Source organism: Rhodococcus sp. P1Y, from assembly GCF_003641205.1.
Classification (GTDB): Bacteria; Actinomycetota; Actinomycetes; order Mycobacteriales; family Mycobacteriaceae; genus Rhodococcoides.
Genome location: NZ_CP032762.1, coordinates 3,721,284 through 3,748,103 on the forward strand (window position 1 = coordinate 3,721,284; position 26,820 = coordinate 3,748,103).

The 26,820-nt window shown below is 63.7% G+C and carries 1 protein-coding gene; it reads left to right on the top strand.

The features are described from left to right. On the top strand, positions 1 to 26,763 hold the full coding sequence (locus D8W71_RS17235; protein WP_121115063.1) for a non-ribosomal peptide synthase/polyketide synthase: 26,763 nt from the start codon (positions 1 to 3) through the stop codon (positions 26,761 to 26,763). Positions 26,764 to 26,820 lie beyond the last annotated feature (57 nt).

Sequence of the window (26,820 nt, forward strand, 5' to 3'; positions counted from 1 at the left end):
ATGCGAGCCGCGGTTTCAGGCGAGTCTCAAGGTTCACTTCCCCCAGGAGGTAGCACGTCCGAAGGTTTCCCGCTGTCGTCCGCACAGCGCGGAATGTGGTTTGCACAACAATTGGCTCCGCAGGTTCCGGTCTGCATTGCTCAGTACGTCGACCTTCGTGGCGACCTGGATGTCGAACTTCTACGTAAGTCGACTCGGCAGGCGGGTCACGAATTCCAGTCCGCGTTCATCCGACTGTCCGAGGTCGACGGCGAACCGGTTCAGGTCGTCGATCACAGCATCGACGACTCCGTGGATTACATGGATCTGCGCTCCGAGCCCGAGCCGATGGCTGCAGCAAAGGCATGGATCGATGAAAACTACACTCTGCCAGTAGATCTCACAAAAGACCGGCTGGTCAGCGTATGGATCATCCACGTCGAGGACGATCGGTACCTGTGGTATAGCAAGATTCACCACGTCGCGCTGGACGGCTACGGAGCCATGACGATGGTCAATCGCACCGCCGAGCTCTACACGGCCGAGCTCGAGGGACGCGACGCGCTTCCCGCCAAAGCGGCGGATCTGAAGAAGCTGTACGACCTGGACCAGGAATATCGATCATCCAGTCGATTCGAAACCGACCGCGAGTACTGGGCCGAGCACGTCGGCAACGCAGTCAGCGGTGGCACGTTGGCTTCGAACCCGGGACCGACGGTCGCGGCGAGCAAGCTCGAAAGCGCAGCCCTCGCCGACGATGTAGTCGACGCGTTGCAGGATTCGGACGCCACCAAGAGCGCGACCGCCGCCGCCGTCGTCATCGCCGCGTTCGCGTGTTACCTCTCACGTATGACAGGTCAGGACGAGGTCCTGGTCAACATTCCGGTGTCGGCCCGGACAACCGCGCTACTGCGTCGCTCGGGTGGCATGCTGGTCAACGTCGCACCGCTGTCGATTCGAGTCGACCCGCAGGGCACCGTCGGGGAATTGATTCAGCAGGTCCAGCTCGAGCTGATGGGGGCGCTGAGACACCAGCGATTCAGTATCGAAGACATTCGCCGAGACCTGGCGAGCCGAGGTCTCGGTAGTGCGTTGATCGGCCCGATGGTGAACGTCATGTTGTTCCACCAGGAAATCAACCTGGGTCCGATTGCCGGCGAATTCAACATTGTCACGTCGGGCCCGGTCGAGGATCTACTGGTAAACATCTACCAGAGCGGTACGCCCGCAAAGACATTCGTGGACTTTCGGGGAAATCCGAATCGCTACACCAACGACGATCTCGCGTCGCACCATGGCAGTTTCATCGAGGTTGTGCAGGCCTTCGTCGAGGCGAGCCCGCACGATGCAGTCGACGAAGTTCATGGCCCCAGTTCCGCGGTGGGAGTAAGGCGGCGCGCTGAGCGTGCCGAATTGGCTTACTGGACGTCCATTTTGGCCGACGCTCCCGACCCTGTTGCGTTTCCGGGAATCACGAGGCAACCCGAAAACTCGCGTGCGCGCGACCTGCGCACTGTTGTCAGCACAATCGACGGTGCGGTGCACCGCGATCTGCTCACAGCAGCGCATCGGCAAAATTCGAGCGTGTTGGTGGCAGTGCACTCCGCGCTTGCTGTTCTGCTCTCACGTTTGTCGAGCGAATCGGACGTGTCGATCGGCGTCCGAACGCGGTCCACGGGCGGAAACGTGGTCGTTCTCCGCGCATCGGTGGATGCTGCGGAGTCGTTCACAAGTCTCGTCGGACGCCTGCGAGATGTCGACTCGATTGCGCTTGCGCACGCGGGTACGTCGTTGGAGTCGGTTTCGGACAGCGTGAACGAGGTCTACCCCACTCGGTCCGGTCTCGTCCGCGTGCTGTTGTCGTTCGGGGTCGAATCTCCTTCGGCGGATCTGGACGACATCGATGTCGTGGTGAAGGTCGAGGAAACCTTCGACGCACTCGGAGTCCCGGCAGGCTTGTCCGTCGGATTCACCTACGACTCGTCGTCCGCGGACGAGCACACGGTCCGTGCTCACAGCGATCGACTGACGGCCGTACTCACAGCAGTTGCCACGGATGCAGCGGTGACCGTCGGCGACGTCGATATCATCACAGAGTCCGAGCGCGAGGTGCTGGTGCCGGTGCGCGGCGGTGCGTCGGTGGGTGGGCTGTTGTTGTCGGACGTGTTCGCCGATGCGGTAGGTCTGGCCGGCGTGGATTCCCTGGCGCTCGTTGTCGCCGACGCCGATGCGAGCGGCGGGTCCGCGCGCGGAACTCAATCGATGTCGTACGGCGAACTCGACGCTCGATCCTCGATGTTGGCCGAGTTGCTGGTGGCTCGTGGGGTCGGTGTCGGCTCGTTCGTTGCGTTGGGCCTGAGGCGTTCGGTGGAATATGTCGTGGCGGTGTGGGCGGTGGCGAAGGCCGGTGCGGCGTTCCTGCCCGTCGATCCGTCGTATCCGGTGGACCGCGTGAGTCACATGTTGTCGGACTCGGGCGCTGTGGTGGGTGTGACGGTGTCGGAGTACGCGTCGGTTCTGGCGGACGCAGGCCCGTCGGTCGGTTGGGTCGAACTAGACAGCGTCGACCTGGTCTCGACGCGTGAAGAGGTTGTCACACTTCCGGTTCCGAGTCTCGACGATGCGGCCTACTTGATCTACACCTCGGGTTCGACCGGTGTGCCCAAGGGCGTCGTCGTCACGCATCGGGGTCTGGCCGACATGGCGGAACTGGAGCGAACGAAGTTCGGGGTCGAGGTCGGTTCGAGAACGCTGTCGTTCGCGTCGACGAGTTTCGATGCGTCGGTGTTGGAATTGGTGTTGGCGTTCTGTGGTGGGGCGACGATGGTGATCGCGCCGACGGATGTGTTCGGTGGGGTCGAGTTGGCGGAGGTGTTGGCACGGGAGTCGGTGTCGCATGCGTTCGTGACGCCTGCTGCGTTGGCGTCGGTGGACCCGTCGGGTCTCGATTCGCTTCGGGTGGTGGTGACCGGCGGTGACGCTGCTGGTTCGGAGTTGGTGGAGCGGTGGGCTGTCGGTCGGTCGATGTTCAACGCGTACGGTCCTACCGAGGCGACCGTGTTCTCTTCGGTGAGTGCACCGATGACCCCTGCAGTGGCCATCGACATCGGCTCACCGATCACCGGTTCGCAGCAGCTGGTCCTCGACTCACGACTACGGCCCGTTCCTGTGGGTGTTGCGGGTGAGTTGTATCTGTCGGGTCCAGGTGTTGCTCGTGGGTATCACGCGCGGTTCGGGTTGACGGCGGAGCGTTTCGTTGCCGCACCGTTCGGTGTGGGTGAGCGTATGTACCGCACTGGAGATGTGGTGCGGTGGAACGGCTCCGGTGCCCTCGAGTACGTGGGTCGTAGCGATTTCCAGGTCAAGGTGCGTGGGTTCCGTATCGAGTTGGGGGAGATCGATTCGGTTCTCGCCGCGCGTTCCGAGGTCGACTTCGTCACGACGCTCGGTGTCGACGGACCTGCAGGCAACACGGTTCTCGTGGCATACGTGCTGCCGGTGACAGGCAGTGTCATCGACGTCGAGGCGCTGCGGGAGCATGCGACCGCGGCACTTCCGTCTCACATGATTCCCTCGGCCTTCGTCGTGCTCGAGTCGATTCCGCTGACGCCTGCAGGCAAGCTCGACAGGAGAGCTCTGCCCGCACCGGACCTCGAACGTACGTCTGAGTTCCGTGCTCCTCGCACCGATCGTGAACGTCGAATCGCAGAGGTGTTCGCCGATCTCCTCGGCAATGCCAGGGTCGGAATCGACGACAGCTTCTTCGATCTCGGCGGAAACTCACTCGTGGCAACGCGTCTGATCGCTCGGGTCAATGCCGACCTCGGAACCGGGCTTCGAGTTCTGGATCTGTTCGAGGCTCCGACCGTCGAGGCACTGTCCGTCCGCGCGGAGCAGACTGCGGGATCGTCGACGAGGCCTCCACTGGTTGCAGGGGTGAGACCAGAGGTCCTGCCCCTGTCGCAAGCGCAGCAGCGAATGTGGTTCATCAACCAGTTCGACACATCGTCGCCCGCCTACAACATTCCCCTGGCGGTACAGCTGACCGGTGAGCTCGACATCTCGGCGTTGGGCGCTGCCGTCGACGATGTCGTCGCCCGCCACGAGAGTCTGCGCACGACGTTCCCCACGGTGGGGGAGTTGCCGCGCCAGAACATCCACGACGTCGATCGGTCCGCATTCACGTTCGACGTTGTTTCACTCCCCGAAGGGGACATGTCTGCCCGGATAGCGGCAGACGCATTGCATGGGTTCGACGTCACGGTGGATCGACCGTTTCGTGCCCGCCTCTACAACCTGATCACCGACGACGGCACATCGAATCGGTTCGTCCTGACGATCGTCGTCCATCACATCGCCGCCGACGGCGCATCGATGGCTCCACTGGCCGTCGATGTCATGACGGCCTACTCCGCACGGGTAGACGGAAATGCGCCGACCTGGGCGCCGCTCACGGTTCAGTACGCCGACTATGCCGTGTGGCAGCACTCGCTGATGGGCGATGAATCCGATCCGGAATCGCTGGTGTCGCGGCAGCTCGCATTTTGGTCGCAGACACTCGCCGATGTCCCTGACGTGTTGCCGCTGCCGATCGACCGGCCTCGCCCGCCGCAGCAGTCGATCGCCGGAAGTACACGACACTTCGAGATTCCCGCGGATCTGCGTGCAGATCTCGCTCGCCTCGGCGCGGACAACGACGCCACTTTGTTCATGGTCGTACATTCGGCGCTGGCACTACTTCTCGCGCGGCTCAGCGGTACCGAGGACATTGTCGTCGGCACGCCGATCGCCGGCCGCGGCGAAGCAGGCTTGGACAATCTCGTAGGAATGTTCGTCGGGACGATCGTGCTGCGTTCCACGGTTTCTCCCCACGTATCTTTCACCGACTTGCTCGCTGCGACACGCGCTCGCGATCTGGCGGCATTCGACAACACCGACGTTCCGTTCGAGCGTCTCGTCGAAGAACTGGCGCCGTCACGTTCGACCGATCACTCGCCTCTGTTCCAGGTTCTGCTCGAATTCCAGAACAACGAGACCGTACATCTCGAACTGGCCGGATTGGCGGTCGACTTCAGCGAACTCGACACGGGGACAACCAAGTTCGATTTGCAGCTCCGTGTCGACGAGCAGGTATCGGCCACGGGCGCGTCCACGGCTGCATTCACGTACTCGACCGCGCTGTTCGATGCGTCGACCATCGACAACTTCGTCGGCCGGTTCCTGCGGTTGCTGAGGTCGGTCACCGAGTCGCCGGCAGCACCGCTGCGTGACATCGAGATCCTGTCGGTAGCCGAGCGTGAAACCGTTCTCCAGGAATGGAACTCGACTGAACATGCGCTTCCGTCGGTGGTCGGCGACGATCCCACACTAGGTTCGCTGTTCGACCTGCAGGTAGCGCGAAGCCCGTACTCCATCGCACTCGTTTTCGACGACGAGCATGTCACCTACCGTGAACTCGACGAGCGGGCCAATCAACTCGCACGGCACCTCGTCTCCCTGGGAGTGGGGCCTGAATCCCACGTCGGATTGGCAATCCGCCGTTCGACGGACCTGCTGATCGGTATGTACGCGATCGTCAAGGCCGGTGGCGCGTACGTTCCGATCGATCCCGACCATCCGGTGGACCGGTCCTCGTACGTCCTCGACAGCGCCAAGCCCGTGTGCATCCTGACCACCAGTCGTGACTGGATCGACGTCTCGGTTGCGACGCCCGTACTGGCGATCGACCTGATCGACGTCTCGGATCGACCGACGGCGCCGCTGAGTGCGCGCGATCGTCTCGGAGTCGTCACCGGGCGCAACACTGCGTACGTCATCTACACCTCAGGATCGACCGGGCGCCCGAAGGGGGTCGCCGTCACGCACGAGGCGATCGTCAACAGGTTGCTGTGGATGCAAGACCAGTACAAGCTGGAACCGTCGGACAATGTCCTCCAGAAGACTCCGGCCACGTTCGACGTGTCGGTGTGGGAGTTCTTCTGGGCACTGCAGGTCGGCGCGAAGCTGGTCATCGCCGCACCGGACGGTCATCGTGACCCGGAGTACCTGTCGCGGTTGATACTTCGCGAGCGGATCACGACGCTGCACTTCGTGCCGTCGATGCTGTCGGTCTTCGTCGACGGCGCGCACCCGGAGGACTGCGAATCGTTGCGGTTGGTCTTCTGCAGCGGTGAGGCATTGCCACCTGCGGCCGTCGATGCCTTCTCGAACTTCTCCGACGCGGCTCTGCACAACCTGTACGGGCCGACCGAAGCCGCCGTGGATGTCACTTACTACCACTGCGCAACAACCGATTCGACATCGATCCCCATCGGTGCGCCGGTATGGAACACGCGCGTGTTCGTGCTGGACGCGTCACTGAAGCCTGCACCCATCGGGGCACCGGGCGAGCTGTACCTAGCGGGCGTGCAACTGGCCCGCGGGTACGTGGGACGCGGCGACCTCACGTCGGATCGGTTCGTCGCAGATCCTTACGGCGAGTCGGGTTCCCGCATGTATCGAACGGGAGACCTCGTTCGATGGCGCGCGGACGGCAACATCGAATACATCGGTAGGACCGATTTCCAGGTCAAGCTGCGCGGGCTACGGATCGAGTTGTCGGAGATCGAAGCTGCGCTCCTTCGGCAGCCGTCCGTCGGACAGGCTGTCGCGATCGTGCACCGCACTGTCTCGACAGGTGAGATCCTTGTCGCCTACGTGGTGCCGGCCAGGGACGTCGAGTTCGAGTCGGCCGCCGTAATCGACTCCGTGGCAGCATCGCTCCCGTCCTACATGGTGCCTTCGCTCCTGGTGGAGTTGTCGGAGTTTCCCCTCAATGCAAGCGGCAAGCTCGACCGAAAGCTGCTGCCGGAACCGGTGTTCGGACTGTCGGACGACGAGATCATCGCGCCGTCGAACCCCATCGAGGAGATCATTGCCTCGGAGTTCGTCGACCTGCTCGGTGGCGATCCGGTCGGCGTGACCCAGAACTTCTTCGCGGTCGGCGGCAACTCGCTCGTTGCGATGAGGTTGGTCGCCAGAATCAACTCCGCGCTCGGTTCGACACTGACTGTGCGTGACCTGTTCGATGCGCCGACCGTGCGCGCGCTGGCATCGACCGTCGAGTCGCAGGGGTACCGAACCGACCCGAAACCGGCGCTCGTCCCGATCGAGCGCCCTTCGGCTGTGCCGGTGTCACTTGCACAGCAGCGCATGTGGTTCATCAATCAGTTCGACACCTCCTCCGCTGCGTACAACGTCGCCTTCGCGATGCGGATGACCGGCCGACTCGACCTCGATGCACTGCAGAGTGCTGTGGGTGATGTCATCGATCGGCATGAATCGCTGCGTACTGTCTTCCCCCTCACCGACGACGGTCCGGTCCAGTCGATACTCGAGTCGCACCAGGCGCTACCCGATCTCACGGCTGTGCGGGCGGAGTCCGAAGAGCAGGTCGCCGAGTTGGTCGCCGAGGTGGTCACCACCGGTTTCGATGTCTCGAGCAGCGTCCCTGTTCGAGCCCGCCTCATCGAGGTCGCCGAGAACGAGCACGTCCTTGCGTTCGTGGTCCACCACATCTCGTCCGACGGCTTCTCGACGGCTCCGCTTGCCCGCGATCTGATCGTGGCGTACAGCGCCCGAACTCTTGGCGAAGTTCCGACCGCGGCTCCGCTCCCGGTGCAGTACGCGGACTACTCCCTGTGGCAGCGTTCGTTCCTCGGGTCCGAATCGGATCCGTCGTCGCTTATGTCTTCGCAGCTCGCGTTCTGGGTCGAGGCGTTGTCGGGTGCACCCGAGGTCATCGAACTGCCCGCGGACCGTCCACGTCCCACCGAGTCGTCGTTCAGTGGCGCCGTGGTGGAGTTCCACATCGGTGCCGATGTCCACCAGCGGATGGCAGCGGTGGCGTCGAGCCACGACTCCAGCGTCTTCATGATCGTGCACGCCTCGTTGACCGTTCTGTTGTCGACGCTGTCGGCTTCGACCGACATTTCCGTCGGCACTCCGATCTCCGGTCGCGGCGACGCAGCACTCGACGACCTCGTCGGCATGTTCGTCAACACGCTCGTGCTTCGGACCGAGGTCGATCCAGCCGCCACATTCGAGGATCTGCTCACCCAAGTTCGATCTGCGGACCTGGCGGCCTTCACCCACGCGGACATTCCCTTCGAGCGCATCGTCGACGCGCTCGATCCCGTTCGGTCCACCGCGCACACACCACTGTTCCAGGTGATGCTCGAGTTCCAGCACACCGATCGGCCGAACATCGAGCTTCCCGGTCTCAATGTCCAGGCGATGGAGCTGGCCGACGACATCGCCAATTTCGACCTGCAGTTGACCGTCTCCGAATCGTTCGACGCCGAGGGCGCACCCGTAGGGATCGACGCCTCGTTCCGTTACGCGACAGACCTTTTCGATCGATCCACCGTCGAGCAGTTCGCTGCGCGGTTCCAATCGATTCTCGATACCGTTACTGCCGATCCCAGCGGAGCTGTCGGCGACGTCGATCTACTTTCGCCCGAGGAATACTCCGCGCTGACGCCGGTCCGAGGCCCCGAACCGGGCGCGGAGCAGCTCCTGCCCGAGATACTGGCCGACGCGGTCCAGTCGGCGGGACCTTCTGCCTTGGCGTTGGTATTCGACGGCGGCGACATGACGTACGGCGAGCTCGACTTTCGCTCGTCTCAGCTGGCACGCATGATCATCGACCACGGCGTCGGTCCGGGCGACGTCGTGGCACTTGCACTTCCGCGTGGAGCGGACGCGATCGTCGCAGTCTGGGCGACCGCGAAGGCCGGCGCAGCATTCCTACCGGTCGACCCGACCTACCCCACGGATCGAATCACCCACATGATCACTGATTCGGGTGCAGCACTGGGTCTTACGTCGATGGCCGACAACGCACAGCTCGCTGCGCTGTCGGATTCGATCGTGTGGGTCGTTCTCGACGATCCCCGGTTCTGCTCGGTCACCGCTGAGTTCTCCGCGGACCCGATCACGGACGCCGATCGAGTGGAACCGTTGCGGTCCGACGACGCGGCATACCTGATTTACACCTCCGGGTCCACCGGTGTTCCGAAGGGCGTCGTCGTCACGCACCGAGGTTTGGCCAACTTGGCCGCCGAAGAGCGGCAGCGATTCGAGGTTTCGCCGGGTTCGAGAACCCTTGCGTTCGCCTCGCCGAGCTTCGACGCCTCCATTCTCGAATTCATCTTGGCGTTCGGTGCCGGCGCGACGATGGTCATCGCACCGCCGGCGATGTACGGCGGCCCTGACCTGGCTCGTCTGTTGAAAGACCAGGAAGTCACTCACGCGTTCGTGACGCCTGCGGCCCTCGCGTCGGTCGACCCCGCCGGGCTTTCAGCCCTCCGGATCATCGCGACGGGTGGCGACGCATGCCCGCCGGATCTGGTGTCGAAGTGGGCACCCGGACGAAAGATGTTCAACGCGTACGGACCCACCGAGGCGACCATCTTCTCCTCGATCAGCGACGAGTTGAAGCCGGGTACGCCTGTCGACATCGGCGCTCCGACAATCGGATTCGCCGAGGTCGTACTCGACAGCCGCATGAAGCCCGTTCCGGTCGGAGTACCTGGTGAGCTGTACCTGGCCGGCCCGGCGCTGGCACGCGGTTACCATGGTCGACTTTCCCTCACAGCGGAGCGATTCGTCGCGAACCCGTTCGGCAGCACCGGGTCGCGGATGTACCGCACCGGTGACGTGGTGCGATGGAACGCTTCGGGGGCACTGGAATTCGTCGGTCGTAGCGACTCGCAGGTCAAGGTTCGAGGGTTCCGAATCGAACTGGGTGAAATCGACAGCGTGCTCGCGGCACACCCCGCCATCGACTTCGTGACGACTGCGGGGGTGAAGGGACCGGCCGGTAACACCATTCTGGTCGCGTGGTTCGTGCCCAAATCAGGATCAGCTGTGGATGGGGATGCACTGCGCGAGCATGTCGCGGCATCGCTTCCCGCCCACATGGTTCCCACTGCGTTCGTTCCCATGGCGTCCATTCCTCTCACGCCCGCGGGCAAGCTCGACCGTCGCGCACTTCCCGAGCCGACCTTCGAGTTGCGTTCGGAGACGTCGAGAGATGCCGATACACAGGTGGAGAAGCTCCTGGCCGGCCTGTTCGCAGAAGTACTCCGCCTCGACAGCGTCGGGATAGACGACTCGTTCTTCGCGCTGGGCGGCGACAGCATCATGTCGATTCAGCTGGTATCGCGGGCCAAGGCGGCGGGTCTCGTCCTGACGCCACGGGATGTGTTCGAACGCAAGACCGTCGCCGCATTGGCCGAAGTGGCACTTGCGACCGACAGCGCGTCGGTGGCAGTCCTCGACGAATTGCCCGGTGGTGCAGTGGGTGACGTTCCGTTGACCCCCATCATTCGGTGGATGATCGAGCGCACTCACGTATTCGATCGGCACACGCAGACAGCGCTGTTGACACTTCCCACCGGAATCGAACGGAACGTTCTGGAAGGCACGATCCAGACGGTCCTCGATCACCACGACATGCTCCGCGCCCGCCTGCGTCACGAACACGACGAGTGGACGATGGATGTCCAGCCGGTCGGATCCGTCGCGGCGGCAGCCGTGCTGCACCGGGTGACCGTCGACGCCGCCACCGGGGAAGAGTTCTCCTCACTGGCAGCCGCCGAGCTCGACAGAGCAGCTGGACGACTCGACCCCGCAACGGGTTCGATGATGCAATTCGTCTGGTTCGCAACCGACGCCGATTCTGGGCGTCTGTTGATCGTCGCGCACCACCTCGTCGTCGACGGTGTGTCCTGGCGCGTGCTCGTTCCCGACCTCGCTACGGCGTGGTCACAGATCAACGCCGGCGAACAGCCATCGTTGCTTCCGGTGGGAACTTCGATGCGTCGTTGGTCGCACGGGTTGCTCGAGACGGTCGATTCTCGCCGCGCTGAGCTGCCGTTGTGGGAGCAGACCTTGGCCGGGTCCGATCCCATGGTAGGAACACGTCGACTCGATTCGTCGATCGATGTCTATTCGACGACCTCGAAGGTCGAGATCGCGCTTCCCTCGGATGTGACCGAGGCGCTGCTCACCACCGTCCCGGAGGTATTCCACGGGAGCGTCAACGACGGCCTGATGGCAGGACTCGCTCTTGCAGTCGGTGCCTGGCGACGTGCCAACGGAATCGACAGCACGGATGCACTCGTCAGCCTCGAAGCTCACGGCCGTGAAGACCATGTGGTTCCGGGCGCTGATCTCTCGCGGACGATCGGATGGTTCACGACGATCTATCCCGTCCGGATCGACCTCTTGGGAATCGATCTCGACGACGCGCTCGCCGGAGGCCCTGCAGCAGGCGAGTTGATCAAGTCGGTCAAGGAGCGGCTGCTTGCGGTGCCCGACCACGGCATCGGGTTCGGAATGCTGCGGTACCTCGACGATGACTCACGTGATCGCCTGTCGCAGTACGGTTCCCCTCAGATCAGTTTCAATTATCTCGGACGCTACAGCGCGGGCGTGCCCGAAAACCTCAGGGGCGTCGGCTGGTTGCCGGTCGATGACGACGGCATCGGCGATGTGCAGAACCAGGACCTGCCGGTGTCGGCTGTCCTGGACATCAATGCCGTCACCGTCAGCGGTCGCGAAGGTGATTCGCTCGAGGCGTCGTTCGCTTACCCCTCGGGTGTTCTGGAACGCTCGGACGTCGAGTTGTTGGCTTCCCTCTGGGTGAAGGCTTTGACTGCGCTCGCCCGTCACTCGGGCAGTGACAATGCCGGCGGCTTCACTCCGTCGGACCTGGAACTTGTTGCGCTCGATCAGAAGTCGATTACCGACGTCGAGCGTCGGTACCCGAATCTGGTCGACATCTGGTCCATGTCGCCTCTGCAATCGGGCATGCTTTTTCACGCGGAACTGTCGGATCAGACAGTCGATGCATACATCGTTCAATTGGTTCTCGAACTCACCGGGACGGTGGACGGACAGCGGCTGCGACGTGCTGCCCAGGTCCTGCTGAATCGACACTCGAATCTACGTACGGCGTTCGTGCACGATCTGGAAGGCGAAGCAATCCAGGTAGTCGCACGTGGCGTCGAGGTTCCCTGGACCGATGTCGACCTCAGCGGCCGGGGCGAGTCGGCCGGGGCGGCCGAGCTGGATCGGATCCTCGCGGCGGACCGGTCGACGCGGTTCAACATGGCCGAGGCTCCGCTGTTGCGCTTCACGTTCATCCGAACGGGGGACTCGCACTGGCGTCTCGTGCTGACAAATCATCACATTCTGATCGACGGCTGGTCGACGCCGTTGATCATTCGCGAACTGTTGACCTTGTATGCGACCGACGCCGACGACTCGGTTCTGCCGCGTGTTCCTGCGTATCGCGACTATCTCGCGTGGATGAACAGGCGCGACGGTGCGAGCGCGCGTGCTGCATGGACGGCAGCCCTGACGGGGTTGTCCGAACCGACATTGCTGACACCGATCGAGAGCCGTCGGCAGGAGTCCACGCGCGCTGGTCGCGGCTTGACCTTCCTCGACGCACGGGACACCGACCGTCTCAAGGCTGTCGCGCGCGACCGGGGAGTCACGGTCAATACGCTCGTGCAGGCTGCATGGGGAACGGTCCTGGCCACCCTGACCGGCCGCACCGACGTGTTGTTCGGCGCGACGGTATCGGGGCGCCCTCCTGAGATCAACGACATCGAGTCGATGATCGGGCTCTTCATCAATACGTTGCCGGTTCGGGTGACCCTGGACCCGAACGAGACGCTGGGCGAGTTCATCGGCCGTCTTCAGTCCGAGCAGGCGGGACTTCTCGACCACCATTACCTCGGTCTGACGGAAATACAGCGGGCCGTGGGCCCGGTCGTGGCGTTCGACACGCTGACGGTCTTCGAGTCCTATCCCGTCGATCGGGCGGGATTGTCCGACGAGACGGACATTGCGGGGCTTCGCGTGTCCGGCATCGTCGACGGCAGCGACACCGCGCAGTACCCACTGACACTTGTCGCGATGGTCGACGACCGTCTGCATCTCGAGGCCAAGTACCTGCCCGAACTGTTCGACGCCGAGACGATAGATGGGATCCTGGCTCGGATCGTTCGGGTGCTCGAGGCATTTGCAACTCGACCTGAGCTCGAAGTCGCTCGCCTGCAACTACTCTCGGAGTCCGAGCGGAATGCCTTGATGCCGGTGCGCGGTGGCGTATCGGTGGACGGTTCGTTGTTGTCGGACATATTCGCCTCCGCTGTGTCCGTCGCAGGCACCGATGGTATTGCGCTCGTCGCGCCCGAATTGGCACACGCCGAATCCGGTGCGGTCTCGATGACGTACGGCGAGCTCGATGCACGATCGACAGGTCTGGCAACTGTGCTGATCTCCCGGGGTGTCGGCGTCGGCTCCTACGTGGCAGTAGGACTGCGGCGTTCGGTGGAGTACGTGGTGGCGGTGTGGGCGGTGGCGAAGGCCGGTGCGGCGTTCCTGCCCGTCGATCCGTCGTACCCGTCGGACCGAATCGCGCACATGGTCTCCGATTCAGGTGCTGTGGTGGGTGTGACGGTGTCGGAGTACGCGTCGGTTCTGGCGGACGCAGGCCCGTCGGTCGATTGGGTCGAACTAGACAGCGTCGACCTGGTCTCGACGCGTGAAGAGGTTGTCACACTTCCGGTTCCGAGTCTCGACGATGCGGCCTACTTGATCTACACCTCGGGTTCGACCGGTGTGCCCAAGGGCGTCGTCGTAACTCATCGCGGTATCGCGAACTTCGCCGAGGACGAACGGACTCGGTTCGGCATCACGACCGACTCGCGCGTTCTGTCGTTCGCGTCGACGAGTTTCGATGCGTCGGTGTTGGAATTGGTGTTGGCGTTCTGTGGTGGGGCGACGATGGTGATCGCGCCGACGGATGTGTTCGGTGGGGTCGAGTTGGCTGGGGTGTTGGCACGGGAGTCGGTGTCGCATGCGTTCGTGACGCCTGCTGCGTTGGCGTCGGTGGACCCGTCGGGTCTTGATTCGCTTCGGGTGGTGGTGACCGGTGGTGACGCTGCCGGTTCGGAGTTGGTGGAGCGGTGGGCTGTCGGTCGGTCGATGTTCAACGCGTACGGTCCTACCGAGGCGACCGTGTTCTCTTCGGTGAGTGCGCCGATGACCCCTGGAGTGGCCATCGACATCGGTTCACCGGTCCGCGGCTTTGCCGTCGTCGTGCTCGATGCGATGATGCGTCCCGTTCCTGTGGGTGTTGCGGGTGAGTTGTATTTGTCGGGTCCAGGTGTTGCTCGTGGGTATCACGCGCGGTTCGGGTTGACGGCGGAGCGTTTCGTTGCCGCACCGTTCGGTGTGGGTGAGCGTATGTACCGCACTGGAGATGTGGTGCGGTGGAACGGCTCCGGTGCGCTCGAGTACGTGGGTCGTAGCGATTTCCAGGTCAAGGTGCGTGGGTTCCGTATCGAGTTGGGGGAGATCGATTCGGTTCTCGCCTCGCGTTCCGAGGTCGACTTCGTCACGACTCTCGGTGTCGACGGACCTGCAGGCAACACGGTTCTCGTGGCATACGTGCTGCCGGTGGCAGGCAGTGTCATCGACGTGGAGGCGCTGCGGGAGCATGCGGCCGCAGCACTTCCGTCTCACATGATTCCCTCGGCCTTCGTCGTGCTCGAGTCGATTCCGCTGACGCCTGCAGGCAAGCTCGACAGGAGAGCTCTGCCCGCACCACAGTTGCTCGGAGGCGCGGAGCATCGGGAACCGACGACGGAGTCCGAACGCGCCATCGCCGGGGTGTTCGCCGAGGTACTCGGGCTGGATTCGGTCGGGATCGACGACAATTTCTTCGATCTCGGCGGCGACTCGTTGAGTGCCACCCGTGTGACCTCTCGCGTGAATTCCTCGCTGGGAACAGCGATCACCGTGAGGGCATTGTTCGAATCTCCGACAGTGGCCACGCTGGCGGTCCGCGCGCAGACCGAGGACGGTACTCACCCGCGGCCTGTCTTGGAGCCGGTCGTTCGACCGGATGTCGTGCCGCTGTCGCAGGCGCAGCAGCGAATGTGGTTCATCAACCAGTTCGACACATCGTCGCCCGCCTACAACATTCCGCTCGCGGTCCAGTTGACCGGCGAATTGGATGTTGCTGCTCTTGGCGCGGCTGTTGGGGACGTACTGGACCGACACGAGACGCTGCGGACGACGTTCCCGATGGCGGGGGAGTCACCGCGTCAGCTGATCCATCCGTTCGAGGACTCGTTCACGTTCGTCGCAGTGCAGATCGGCGAGGCCGATTTGACTACGCGGGTACTGACCGATGCAGCACGCGGTTTCGACGTCACTGTCGATTCGCCGTTCCGAGCGACGTTGTACCGGGTTTCGGAAGATCGTCACGTGCTGGCAATCGTCGTTCACCACATCGCTGCCGACGGCGCATCGATGGCTCCGTTGGCCGCAGACGTGATGGTGGCGTACTCGTCCCGGGTGGCGGGAACAGCGCCGCTGTGGCGGCCGCTCGACGTACAGTACGTCGACTACACGCTCTGGCAGCGATCCCTGCTCGGGGACGAGAGCGACCCCCAGTCGTTGGCTGCGCGTCAACTCGCGTTCTGGTCGAAAACACTCGCGGACGTACCGGATTCCCTGACGTTGCCGACCGATCGGCCTCGACCCGCACGGCCGTCGTTGCGCGGTGCCTCGGTTACGTTCGACGTACCTGCTCAGACCCATGCAGCTCTCGTCGGTGTGGCCCGTCGAGCGCAATCCACGATGTTCATGACCGTGCACGCCGTGTGGTCCATGTTGCTGGCACGGCTGAGCGGCACCACCGACATAGTGGTCGGTACACCGATCGCGGGCCGCGGTGAAGCTGGCTTGGACGCGCTCGTCGGCATGTTCGTCGGAACCCTTGCACTCCGAACGGAGGTGTCCCCGCACGCCACGTTCGACGAACTGCTCGCCGCAACGCGCGCTGCAGATCTGGCTGCATTCGACAACACGGACATTCCTTTCGAGCGGCTTGTCGACGTCCTGGCACCCTCGCGTGCGACCGACCGATCACCTCTGTTCCAGGTCCTGCTCGAATTCCAGAACAACGAACCGGCGCACCTCGAGCTGCCCGGCCTGGATGTTCGGGGCCTCGAATTCGATGCAGGCGTCGCCAAGTTCGATCTGCAACTGACAGTGTCGGAACGTTACGATTCCGACGGCGCGGCGGCGGGCATCTCCATGGCCCTGACGTACGCAACCGATCTGTTCGACGAGCGGACGGTTCGCGAGTTCGCGGATCGGTTCACCGCCCTCGTCGACGGTGTGGCGTCGGCGCCCGAAACGGCCGTAGGGGACATCGAGATTCTGTCGAAGTCCGAGCTCACGGCACTACGGACCGAGTTCAACCACGCCGGTGTACGCCCGTCGGACGAGACCCTGACGGCTCGATTCAGCTCTGCAGCACTGCGATTCCCGGATCACACTGCGGTCGTGTTCGGCACCGAGCGATACACCTACGCTCGTCTGGAGGAGCGGGCCAATCAGTTGGCGCGGCATCTCGTGTCCGTGGGGGTTGGTCCCGAAACGCTCGTTGCGGTCGCCATGCCGCGCAACGCCGACCTGATCGTCGTGTTGCTGGCCGTGTTGAAGGCAGGCGGCGGATACCTTCCGGTCGATGTCACCTATCCGGCCGATCGACTCGCGTTCATGCTCGAAGACGCGCAACCAGTCTGTGTCGTCTCGACCGTCGCCGACATCGAATCCGTACCTGCACAAGGTGTTACGCCGGTGCTCGTCGACGAGCCGGAGACTGCCGCGGCGATCGCCTCGCTCGCATCCGGGGCGCTGACAGCGTCGGAACTCAACGGCGAGTCGACGGCGGGGTCGATCGCCTACGTCATCTACACCTCGGGAAGCACCGGGCGACCGAAGGGCGTTCAGGTCACCCACCAAACCGTTGCGACGTTGTTCGAGAACACGATCGACAAGTTCGGGTTCGACGAGACGGACGTCTGGACGATGTTCCACTCCTACGCCTTCGATTTCTCCGTATGGGAGCTGTGGGGTCCGTTGCTCCACGGCGGAACCCTCGTCGTCGTCGACTACTACACCGCACGTTCACCCGAGTTGTTCCGTGAACTGCTCGTGAGCGAACAGGTCACCGTGCTCAATCAGACGCCGACCGCGTTCTACCAATTCGCCGAAGCGGACCGGACTGCACCTTCCGAATCCGAGCGCCTCTCCCTGCGCTACATCGTGTTCGGCGGCGAAGCGCTCGACCTGGGGCAGCTCGGCCGTTGGTACGCACGTCACCCGGAGGATTCTCCGGTTCTGGTGAACATGTACGGCATCACCGAGACAACAGTCCACGTGAGTCATCTACCGCTGACCGAGGATTTCGCTGCGTCCGCGTCCGCAAGTGTCATCGGCCAGGCCATCCCCGGACTCGCCGTGTCGGTACGCGACGATCGACTACGCCTCGTTCCTCCCGGCGTGACGGGTGAGATGTACGTATCGGGCGGGCAACTCTCGCGTGGTTACCTCGGTCGCACCGGGTTGTCGTCCACTCGCTTCGTGGCCGACCCCGACGGCGCATCCGGTGACCGGATGTACCGCACCGGCGACACAGCTCGGTGGAATCGAGACGGACAGCTCGAGTACCTCGGCCGCAGCGACATGCAGGTTCAGCTTCACGGTTTCCGGATCGAGCTGGGTGAGATCGAATCTGCTCTGCTCGACTCCGACGGAGTTGCGCAGGCCGTCGTCTCGGTCCGCGACGACGGCGCAGGAGATCGTCTTGTCGGCTATCTCGTTCCGGAAGTCGGCCGCACGCTCGACACCACCGCTGTTCTCGATCAGGTGTCCACGACTCTGACGTCGTACATGGTGCCCGCCGCGCTCGTTGTTCTTGCGGAGTTGCCGCTGACAGCGAACGGAAAACTCGACCGAAAAGCTCTGCCTGCGCCCGATTTCTCTTCTCGGGTCACGCAGAGCCGTGCGCCCGCCTCGGAGATCGAACAGAGCTTGTCGACACTGTTCGCCGAGGTTCTCGGACTGGACTCCGTCGGAGTGGACGACTCGTTCTTCGCGCTCGGCGGCGACAGCATCATGTCCATTCAGCTGGTCTCCCGCGCGAAAGCAGCCGGCCTGGTCATCGCACCACGTGACGTCTTCGAGCGTAAGACGGTCGCAGGCCTCGCCGAAGTTGTGGCCCTCGCCGAAGACGCCGAGGTCGTCGTACTGGAAGAGCTCCCGGGCGGCGGAGTCGGTGAGTTGCCGCTGACACCGATCGTGCAGTGGATGCTCGAACGGAGCGAGCAGTTCGGTCGCTACACCCAGACCGCGCTACTTCAGCTTCCGCCCGCAATCGAACGACCCGTGCTCGAGCGCACGGTGCAGGCCGTTCTCGACACCCACGACATGCTGAGGGCACAGCTCTCCAAGGGCGTCGACGGTGAGTGGACCGAGAGCGTTGCGCCAGTCGGGTCGGTACCGGCATCGTCGGTCCTGCACCACGTGGACGTCGACGCCGTCGTCGGAGACGAGTTCTCGCAGATTGCAGCTCGCGAACTCGACGCGGCTGCGGACCGTCTCGATCCTGCCGTCGGCCGAATGGTTCAGATGGTGTGGTTCGAGAGTCCGGCAGGCGCAGGTCGACTGCTCGTCGTCGCTCATCACCTCGTCATCGACGGCGTCTCCTGGAGAATTTTGGTACCGGACCTGGCGACGGCGTGGTCGCAGATCGTTTCGGGTACCGAGCCGGTTCTCGCCGAAACCGGAACCTCGATGCGGCGCTGGGCGACCGGGCTCGTCGAGGTAGCTGCCACCCGTACCGACGAGATCGACCTCTGGACCGACATCCTTTCCGGCGACGATCCCGACATCGGTTCGCGCCCACTCGATCCCACGGTCGACGTGGATGCCACCGTGGAGCGAATCAGGGCATCGTTGCCGGCGTCGGTGACCGAGCACCTCCTCACCACGGTGCCGGAGAAGTTCCACGGCAGCGTCAACGACGGGCTGCTCGCAGGTCTTGCGCTCGCGCTCGTGGCGTGGAGGAACGAACGCGGATCCTCTGTGTCCGACGCACTCGTGAGCCTCGAGGGTCACGGACGTGAAGACGGTGTCGTTCCCGGCGCCGACCTCGGGCGGACCATCGGCTGGTTCACCACCATCTTCCCGGTGCGGCTCGATCTTGTCGGAATCGACGTCGACGACGCTCTGGCCGGCGGCAACGCAGCAGGCGAGCTGATCAAGGCCGTCAAGGAACAGCTGCTGAAGATCCCCGATCACGGGATCGGATTCGGCATGGCCAGGTACTCGACGCCGGTCGGACGCGAGGCCCTCGGCGGCTTTGCGAAGCCCCAGGTCAGCTTCAACTACCTGGGACGATTCTCCACCGGGTCGTCCGAGGGCATGGAGGACGTCGGTTGGATTCCGGTGTCGGACCTCACCCTTGGTGACGCGCAGAACCCGAACATGCCGGTTCCGGCACTGCTGGATATCAACGCAGTGACCAATACGACCGACGCGGGACCGGTTCTGGACGCAACGTTCGCGTTCCCCAGCGGCGTCCTGGCCGCGTCCGACGTGAATCGGTTGATCGAACTGTGGGTTCAGGCCTTGACCGCGCTCACCACGCACGCCGACGCATCCACCTCCGGTGGTTACACGCCGTCCGACCTCGATCTCGTCGATATCGATCAGTCCACGATCACGGTGCTCGAGCAGCAGTTCCCCGGGCTCGACGACGTCTGGTCGATGTCGCCTCTGCAGTCTGGACTTCTGTTCCACGCACGTCTCGCGGGCGAGGTCACCGGCGAGGTCGACCTCGGTGTCGACGCCTACATGGTGCAGCTCGGACTGGAACTGCGCGGTGTGGTGGATGCGGACCGCATGAAGGCCGCGGCGCAGGCGCTGCTGGACCGGCATGCCAACCTTCGAACTGCGTTCGTACACAACGCAAGCGGCGAGTCCGTGCAGATCGTGCAGACAGGGATCGATGTTCCGTGGTCGCACGTGGACCTTCGGGGCTCAGAAGACCCGTCCTCCGACCTCGAGGCAGTTCTCGAGCAGGACAGGGCAGTGCGCTTCGTCCTCGACCGCGCGCCTTTGCTGCGGTTCACGTTGATCACCAAGGCGGAGGGTGAGTGGCGATTGCTGCTCACCAACCACCACATCCTGCTGGACGGATGGTCCACGCCGCTGCTGATCAAGGAACTGCTCACGTTGTACGCCACGGCAGGCGACGATTCGATGTTGCCCCGGGTACCGGCGTACCGCGACTACCTGAGCTGGATGCGTCGGCGCGACGCCTCTGTATCCAAAGCCGAGTGGACGAGGGCTCTCGCAGGTGTCGAAGAGCCGACACTGTTGGCGGATGCGGACCGCGGACGGCAGCTCCAGGGCACGTCGGTCGAATCGACGCATTCACTCTCGCGCGAGGTCACTGCATCGCTGCGAGATCTGGCTGCTCAGCGAGGCGCCACGCTCAACACCATCGTGCAGAGCGCATGGGGTGTGGTGCTCGCAGCATTGACCGGTCGAGACGACGTCGTCTTCGGGGCGACAGTCTCGGGGCGGCCGCCGGAGATACCGGGTATCGAGTCCATGATCGGGCTGTTCATCAATACGCTGCCCGTGCGGATTTCGCTCGACCCGGCCGAAGCGCTCGGCGACCTCGTCGACCGCGTTCAGTCGGAGCAGGCGTCGCTCCTCGATCACCATTACCTGGGCCTGACCGATATTCAGCGCGCAGCGGGTAACGGTGTTTCGTTCGATACCCTCACCGTGTTCGAGTCGTACCCGGTGGACCGGGCTGGACTGTCGGAGGAGACCGACATCGCCGGGCTCCGCGTCGCGGACGTTCTCGGCGCCGACGCCGCTCACTACCCGTTCACGTTGGTGGCGTCGGTGGACGATCGACTCCACCTCAAGGTCAAATACCTGCCGGAACTGTTCTCCGACAGCGATATCGAGCGAATCATCGCGCGCGTCGTCCGGGTCTTGGATGCGGTCGTGACCGACGATCGCGTACCGCTTGCACGCGTTGGACTGCTCGATTCCGCCGAACGTGCGGCGCTCGCACCTGTCTTCGGACCCGAGGGCGGTAGTACGAAGCTTCTCGCGCACATCTTCGAGAACGCCGCCGTCGTCGCGTCCGGGCGGACGGCTGTCCGGTTCGGTGAAACTACGTTGAGCTACGACGAGTTGGACGATCGATCGAGTCGCCTCGCCCGAGTTCTGCTGGCGCGTGGTGTGTCTGTCGAGTCGTTCGTCGCTCTCGGACTGCCACGATCCATCGAATCGGTTGTCGCAGTGTGGGCTGTAGCGAAGACGGGAGCGGCGTTCGTTCCGGTGGATCCGGGCTACCCCCGAGATCGCATCGAACACATGGTCGCCGATTCCGGAGCCGAGTTCGGTATCGCTGTGAGCAGTCGCGTCGGCGATCTCCCGGATGCGCTGGCAGGTGGCAACGAGTGGCTCGTCCTGGACGACGCAGACGTGATCGCGGAACTCGAGGCCCAATCGCCACTCCCGTTGAAGGAGCACGAGCGTGTTTCCGGTCTGACGGTGCAGAGCACCGCCTACGCGATCTACACCTCGGGTTCGACCGGGCTGCCCAAGGGCGTCGTCGTCACACACTCGGGGCTGGAGAACTTCTCCCACGAACAGAACGAGCGCTACTCCATCACCCTGGAGTCGAAGACCCTGCACGTCTCGTCGCCGAGTTTCGACGCATCGGTTCTCGAATACCTTCTGGCATTCGGTGCGGGCGCGACCATGGTCGTCGTGCCTCCGACTGTCTACGGCGGCGAAGAGCTGCACGAGATCCTCTCTCGTGAGCAGGTGACCCACGCATTCATCACGCCGTCCGCGCTGGCATCGGTGAACCCCGTCGGTCTCGAGTCGTTCCAGCACGTCGTGGTCGGCGGCGAAGCAGTGCCGGCCGAACTTGTCGCGAAATGGGCACCGGGTCGACGTCTCTACAACGGGTACGGTCCGACCGAGACGACGATCATGTCGAACATCAGCGATCCGATCGACCCGGCAGGTCCGCTCACGATCGGTGGTCCGATCCGCGCGGTGCACGAGGTCGTGTTGGACAGGCGACTGCAGCCAGTTCCGATCGGCGTCCAGGGCGAGCTGTACCTCGCGGGCGCAGGCCTCGCCCGGGGTTACCACGACCGTCCCGGTCTGACTGCCGAGCGGTTCGTCGCCAACCCGTTCGGCGCACCGGGGGAGCGCATGTACCGCACAGGCGACGTCGTCCGATGGACCTCCGACTACACCGTCGAATACGTTGGCCGTAGCGACTTCCAGGTCAAGGTCCGCGGATTCCGCATCGAACTGGGCGAGATCGACGCCGTTCTCGCTACCCATCCGAGCGTCGACTTCGTGGCTACGATCGGAACCGACGGTCCTTCCGGCGCAACAGTTCTCGTTGCGTATGTCCGGTCGGCGGTCGTCGGTGAGTCGATCGACCACGCCGAACTCACGTCACACGCGTCGGCCACCCTGCCGGGCCACATGGTGCCGTCGGTGATCGTGCAGCTGGACAGCATTCCGTTGACCCCGGTCGGCAAGCTCGACCGACGAGCTCTCCCGACGCCGGAGTTCTCTGTCGGGTTCGGCGATTATCTTCCGCCTCGTACGCCCGCGGAAACCGCGGTCGCGGAGATTTTCGCCGACACGCTCGGTGCCGATCGCATGGGAGCTCTCGACAACTTCTTCGACCGCGGTGGGGATTCGCTGTCGGCGACGAGAGTGATCGCCAGGGTCAACGCGGCGCTCGGGACTCGTCTCGGTGTCCGCGCAATATTCGAGGCGCCGACGGTCGCTGCACTCGCCGGCCTCGCGGACGAGGCCGGGGAGGGCGAGCGTCGACCGGTTCTGCGCGCCGCACCCCGTCCGACGAGGATCCCGCTGTCGCTTGCGCAGCAGCGGATGTGGTTCATCAACAGGTTCGATCCGACGTCACCTGCGTACAACGTTCCACTCGTGGTGAAGCTGACAGGTTCCTTGGACACCTCGGCCCTTCGGTTCGCCGTATCGGACGTGCTGGAGCGTCACGAGTCCCTGCGCACGACGTTCCCGTCCACGGACCTCGGTCCGGAGCAGTACATCCACCACGCAGCGGACGTCCTACCCGAGATCGAGATCAGTGCCGTCGGCCAGGACGAGCTGGAGCCTCGGCTCGTGAAGTTCGCCGGCATCGGATTCGACGTCACGACGGAGATTCCGATCCGCCTGGCGCTGTACCGAATCGAGGGCACGCAGCAGACGACGCATGTGCTCGCAGTCGTCGTTCACCACATCGCAGCGGACGGGGCGTCCATGGCCCCCCTCGCTCGCGACGTCATGGTTGCGTACTCCGCGCGCACCGCCGGCGCAGAGCCGTCGTGGGCACCGCTGGAGGTTCAGTATGCCGATTACACGATGTGGCAGCGCTCGCTCCTCGGTTCCGAGGACGACCCCACGAGCATTGCCGGTCGTCAGATCGGGTTCTGGCGTGAGGCTCTGGCCGGTGTGCCGGACCTCTTGCCGCTCCCGACCGATCGACAGCGACCGACCACGCAGGATTTCCGCGGTGGGCGAGTCAAATTCGATATCGACGCCGACCTTCACCAGCGAATCGCCACATTTGCGCGTGAACGCAATGCGACGATGTTCATGGTCGTGCACAGTGCATTCGCGGCAACCTTGGCGCGGCTGAGCGGCATCGACGACATTGCGATCACGACGCCGGTAGCAGGACGCGGTGAAGCCGCGCTCGACGATCTCGTAGGAATGTTCGTCAACACCCTCGTCCTGCGGACCATCGTGGACGCGGGCGAATCCTTCGATGCACTGCTCGCCCGTGTCGTCGAGTCGGATCTAGAGGCGTTCGGACACACCGAGATTCCGTTCGAACGGATCGTCGAGGTCGTCAACCCGGCACGGTCCACGTCGTACGCCCCGCTGTCGCAGGTCGCGCTGTCCTTCCAAAACAACACCAAGGCACAGCTCGAGCTTCCGGATCTGACGGTCGAAGGATTCGATTTCGACGCCCCGGTTGCCAAGCAGGATCTGCAACTGCTGCTGTCGGAGACGTTCGATGCCACTGGCAACGCGGCAGGCATCGAAGGTGCTGTCGACTACGCAGTCTCGCTGTTCGACGCATCGACCGCGGCGTCGTTCGCGGATCGGTTCGTGAGGGTGCTCGACGCTGTTGTCGGAGATCCTGTCTCGCCCGTCGGCGACGTCGATATCCTCGGGCCGACGGAACACCCGCGTTTCGCTCCAGCCAGGGGCGACGAGGGTGCGGAGGAGAAGTCGTGGCCGCAGATCCTGGCTGCCGCGGCCGCGAACAATCCCGACGGCGTGGCCGTCGAATACGGCGATGTCGGACTGACTTACCGCGACCTCGACGAGTGGTCGACGCGAATCGCGCGGATGCTGATCGATTTCGGTGTCGGACCCGAGACGTTCGTCGCGCTGGCACTGCCACGCTCGATCGAGTCGATTCTGTCGATCTGGTCCGTTGCCAAGACCGGGGCTGCATTCTTGCCTGTCGATCCGAACTATCCGACGGATCGCATCGCACACATGCTCGATGATTCCCGTGCGCCCATCGGAATCACCGTGCGCAGTCATCGGGGTGCACTACCCGATTCGATCACGTGGCTTGTGGTGGACGACGAGGACTTCACTGCGGACATCAAGCGATACCCGACGGATCCGGTGTCCGATGCCGATCGCACGACACCGCTGCACTTGGACAATCCGGCGTACCTGATCTACACCTCGGGCTCTACCGGACGTCCGAAGGGTGTTGCGGTCCGCCATCGTGGACTCACGAACCTCGAGGACGAGGTCACGCTCCGGTTCCACCCCACCCGCGAGTCCCGGATCTCGCATATCGCGTCGCCGAGTTTCGACGCCTCGGTGTACGAGCTCACGATGGCATTCGGCGTGGGTGCCACGGTCGTTATCGTGCCTCCCGGAATTTTCGGCGGTGACGAGCTGGCAGATCTGCTCGAACGCAGCCGGGTGACCCACGCGTTCCTGACGCCTGCTGCACTGGCGTCCATCGACCACACACGGTTGGCGGACGTGGGTGTCCTCGCCGTGGGCGGCGAGGCATGTACGCCGGAACTCGTCTCACGGTGGGCACCGGGCCGAATGATGTTCAACGGCTACGGACCGACGGAGACCACCATTCAGGCAAGCGTCGGTGGCCCGTTGATGCCGGGCAAGATCATCGACGTCGGTAGTCCCGCAATAGGATTCAGGTTCCTGGTGCTCGACGCGCGACTGCGTCCTGTGCCGATGGGTGTGCCCGGTGAGCTCTACATCGCTGGACCCGGAACAGCGCGAGGATACGTCGATCGCTTCGGCCTGACCGCCGAACGCTTCGTCGCCGACCCGTACGGCGCGGAGGGCGAACGTATGTACCGCACGGGTGACGTCGTACGGTGGACCGGCGATCACACGATCGAATTCGTCGGTCGCAGTGACTTCCAGGTGAAGGTTCGCGGTTTCCGAATCGAACTCGGTGAGATCGATTCGGTTCTCACCGACCATCCTTCGCTGAACTTCGCAGCGACGGTGGGCCATACCGCACCGTCCGGGGACACCGTGCTGGTGTCGTACGTCCGAGTCGTGGACGGGCACGGAATCGATGTCGCCGAGGTTTCCGAGTACGTGGCGTCTATCCTGCCGCGGCACATGGTCCCCACGGCGATCGTCGTTCTCGACGAGATCCCGTTGACACCGGTGGGCAAACTCGATCGACGGGCTCTGCCTGTTCCCGAATTGACCGCCACTACCGTGCCGTACCGCGCTGCTACGACCCCGACCGAACAGGCCGTCGTCGACGTCTTCGCCGACATCCTTGGCGTCGAACGCGTCGGTCTCGACGACAACTTCTTCGACCTGGGCGGAACATCGCTCGTCGCAACACGTGTCGTGCCTGCCCTCGAGGCAGCGACCGGTGTCCGGGTGCCGTTGCAGTCGCTGTTCCTCGATCCGACCGCGGCCGGGCTCGCCGCACGGATCGACGGCCACGACGCCGACACCTCGACGGGACTCGACAGCGCCTTCGGCGTGGTGATTCCGTTGCGCGCTCAGGGGAGTGGCACTCCGTTGTTCTGCATCCATCCGGGAATCGGACTGTCGTGGGGATACTCGGGAATTGTCAGGCATCTGGCCGAAGACCGGCCCGTGTTCGGCCTCCAGCTGCCGACGATCACCGAGGGTGGTTCGTTCGACTCGATCCAAGCGCTTGCGCAGCGCTACGCGTCCGAGATCCGCCGGGTGCAACCGGAGGGTCCGTACAACGTGCTGGGCTGGTCGCTCGGCGGTGCTATCGCACACGCGGTCGCGGTCGAATTGCGGCGTGCAGGCCAAGACGTCGAGTCCGTGACCATCATGGACAGCTACGTCGACGACTCGGCTGAGTCGCCTCAGGGACGACTCAGCGTCGAGGAGCTCTTGGCCGGACTCGGCCTCGACCTCGCTGAGTCCGAGACCGAATCGCCGTTGACGTACGAGGGCGCAGTCGAGTTGCTGAACGCATCGTTCGGGCAGGAAACCGGATTGACTCCGGCTCACCTGGAGCGCATCAACGACGGATTCGCGAACTCGACGGCCATCATGAATCGGTTCGTTCCCGACGTGTTCGACGGAGACATTCTGTTCTTCTCTGCAACGCAAGGCTCCGGTGACGGAATCGAGCGCGACCCGGAGCAATGGAATGAATTCGTTACCGGTCAGGTCCGAATTGAACCCATCGATTGTGCGCACAATCAAATGATCGAGCCAGACGTTCTCGAGCACATCGGCTCCGTGCTCGAGAACTACCTGGGAAACTGAGCGCCTTTGTGCACTGAAATCGGCATTGTGGGAATATCATTTGGGCGAAGAAGTGTA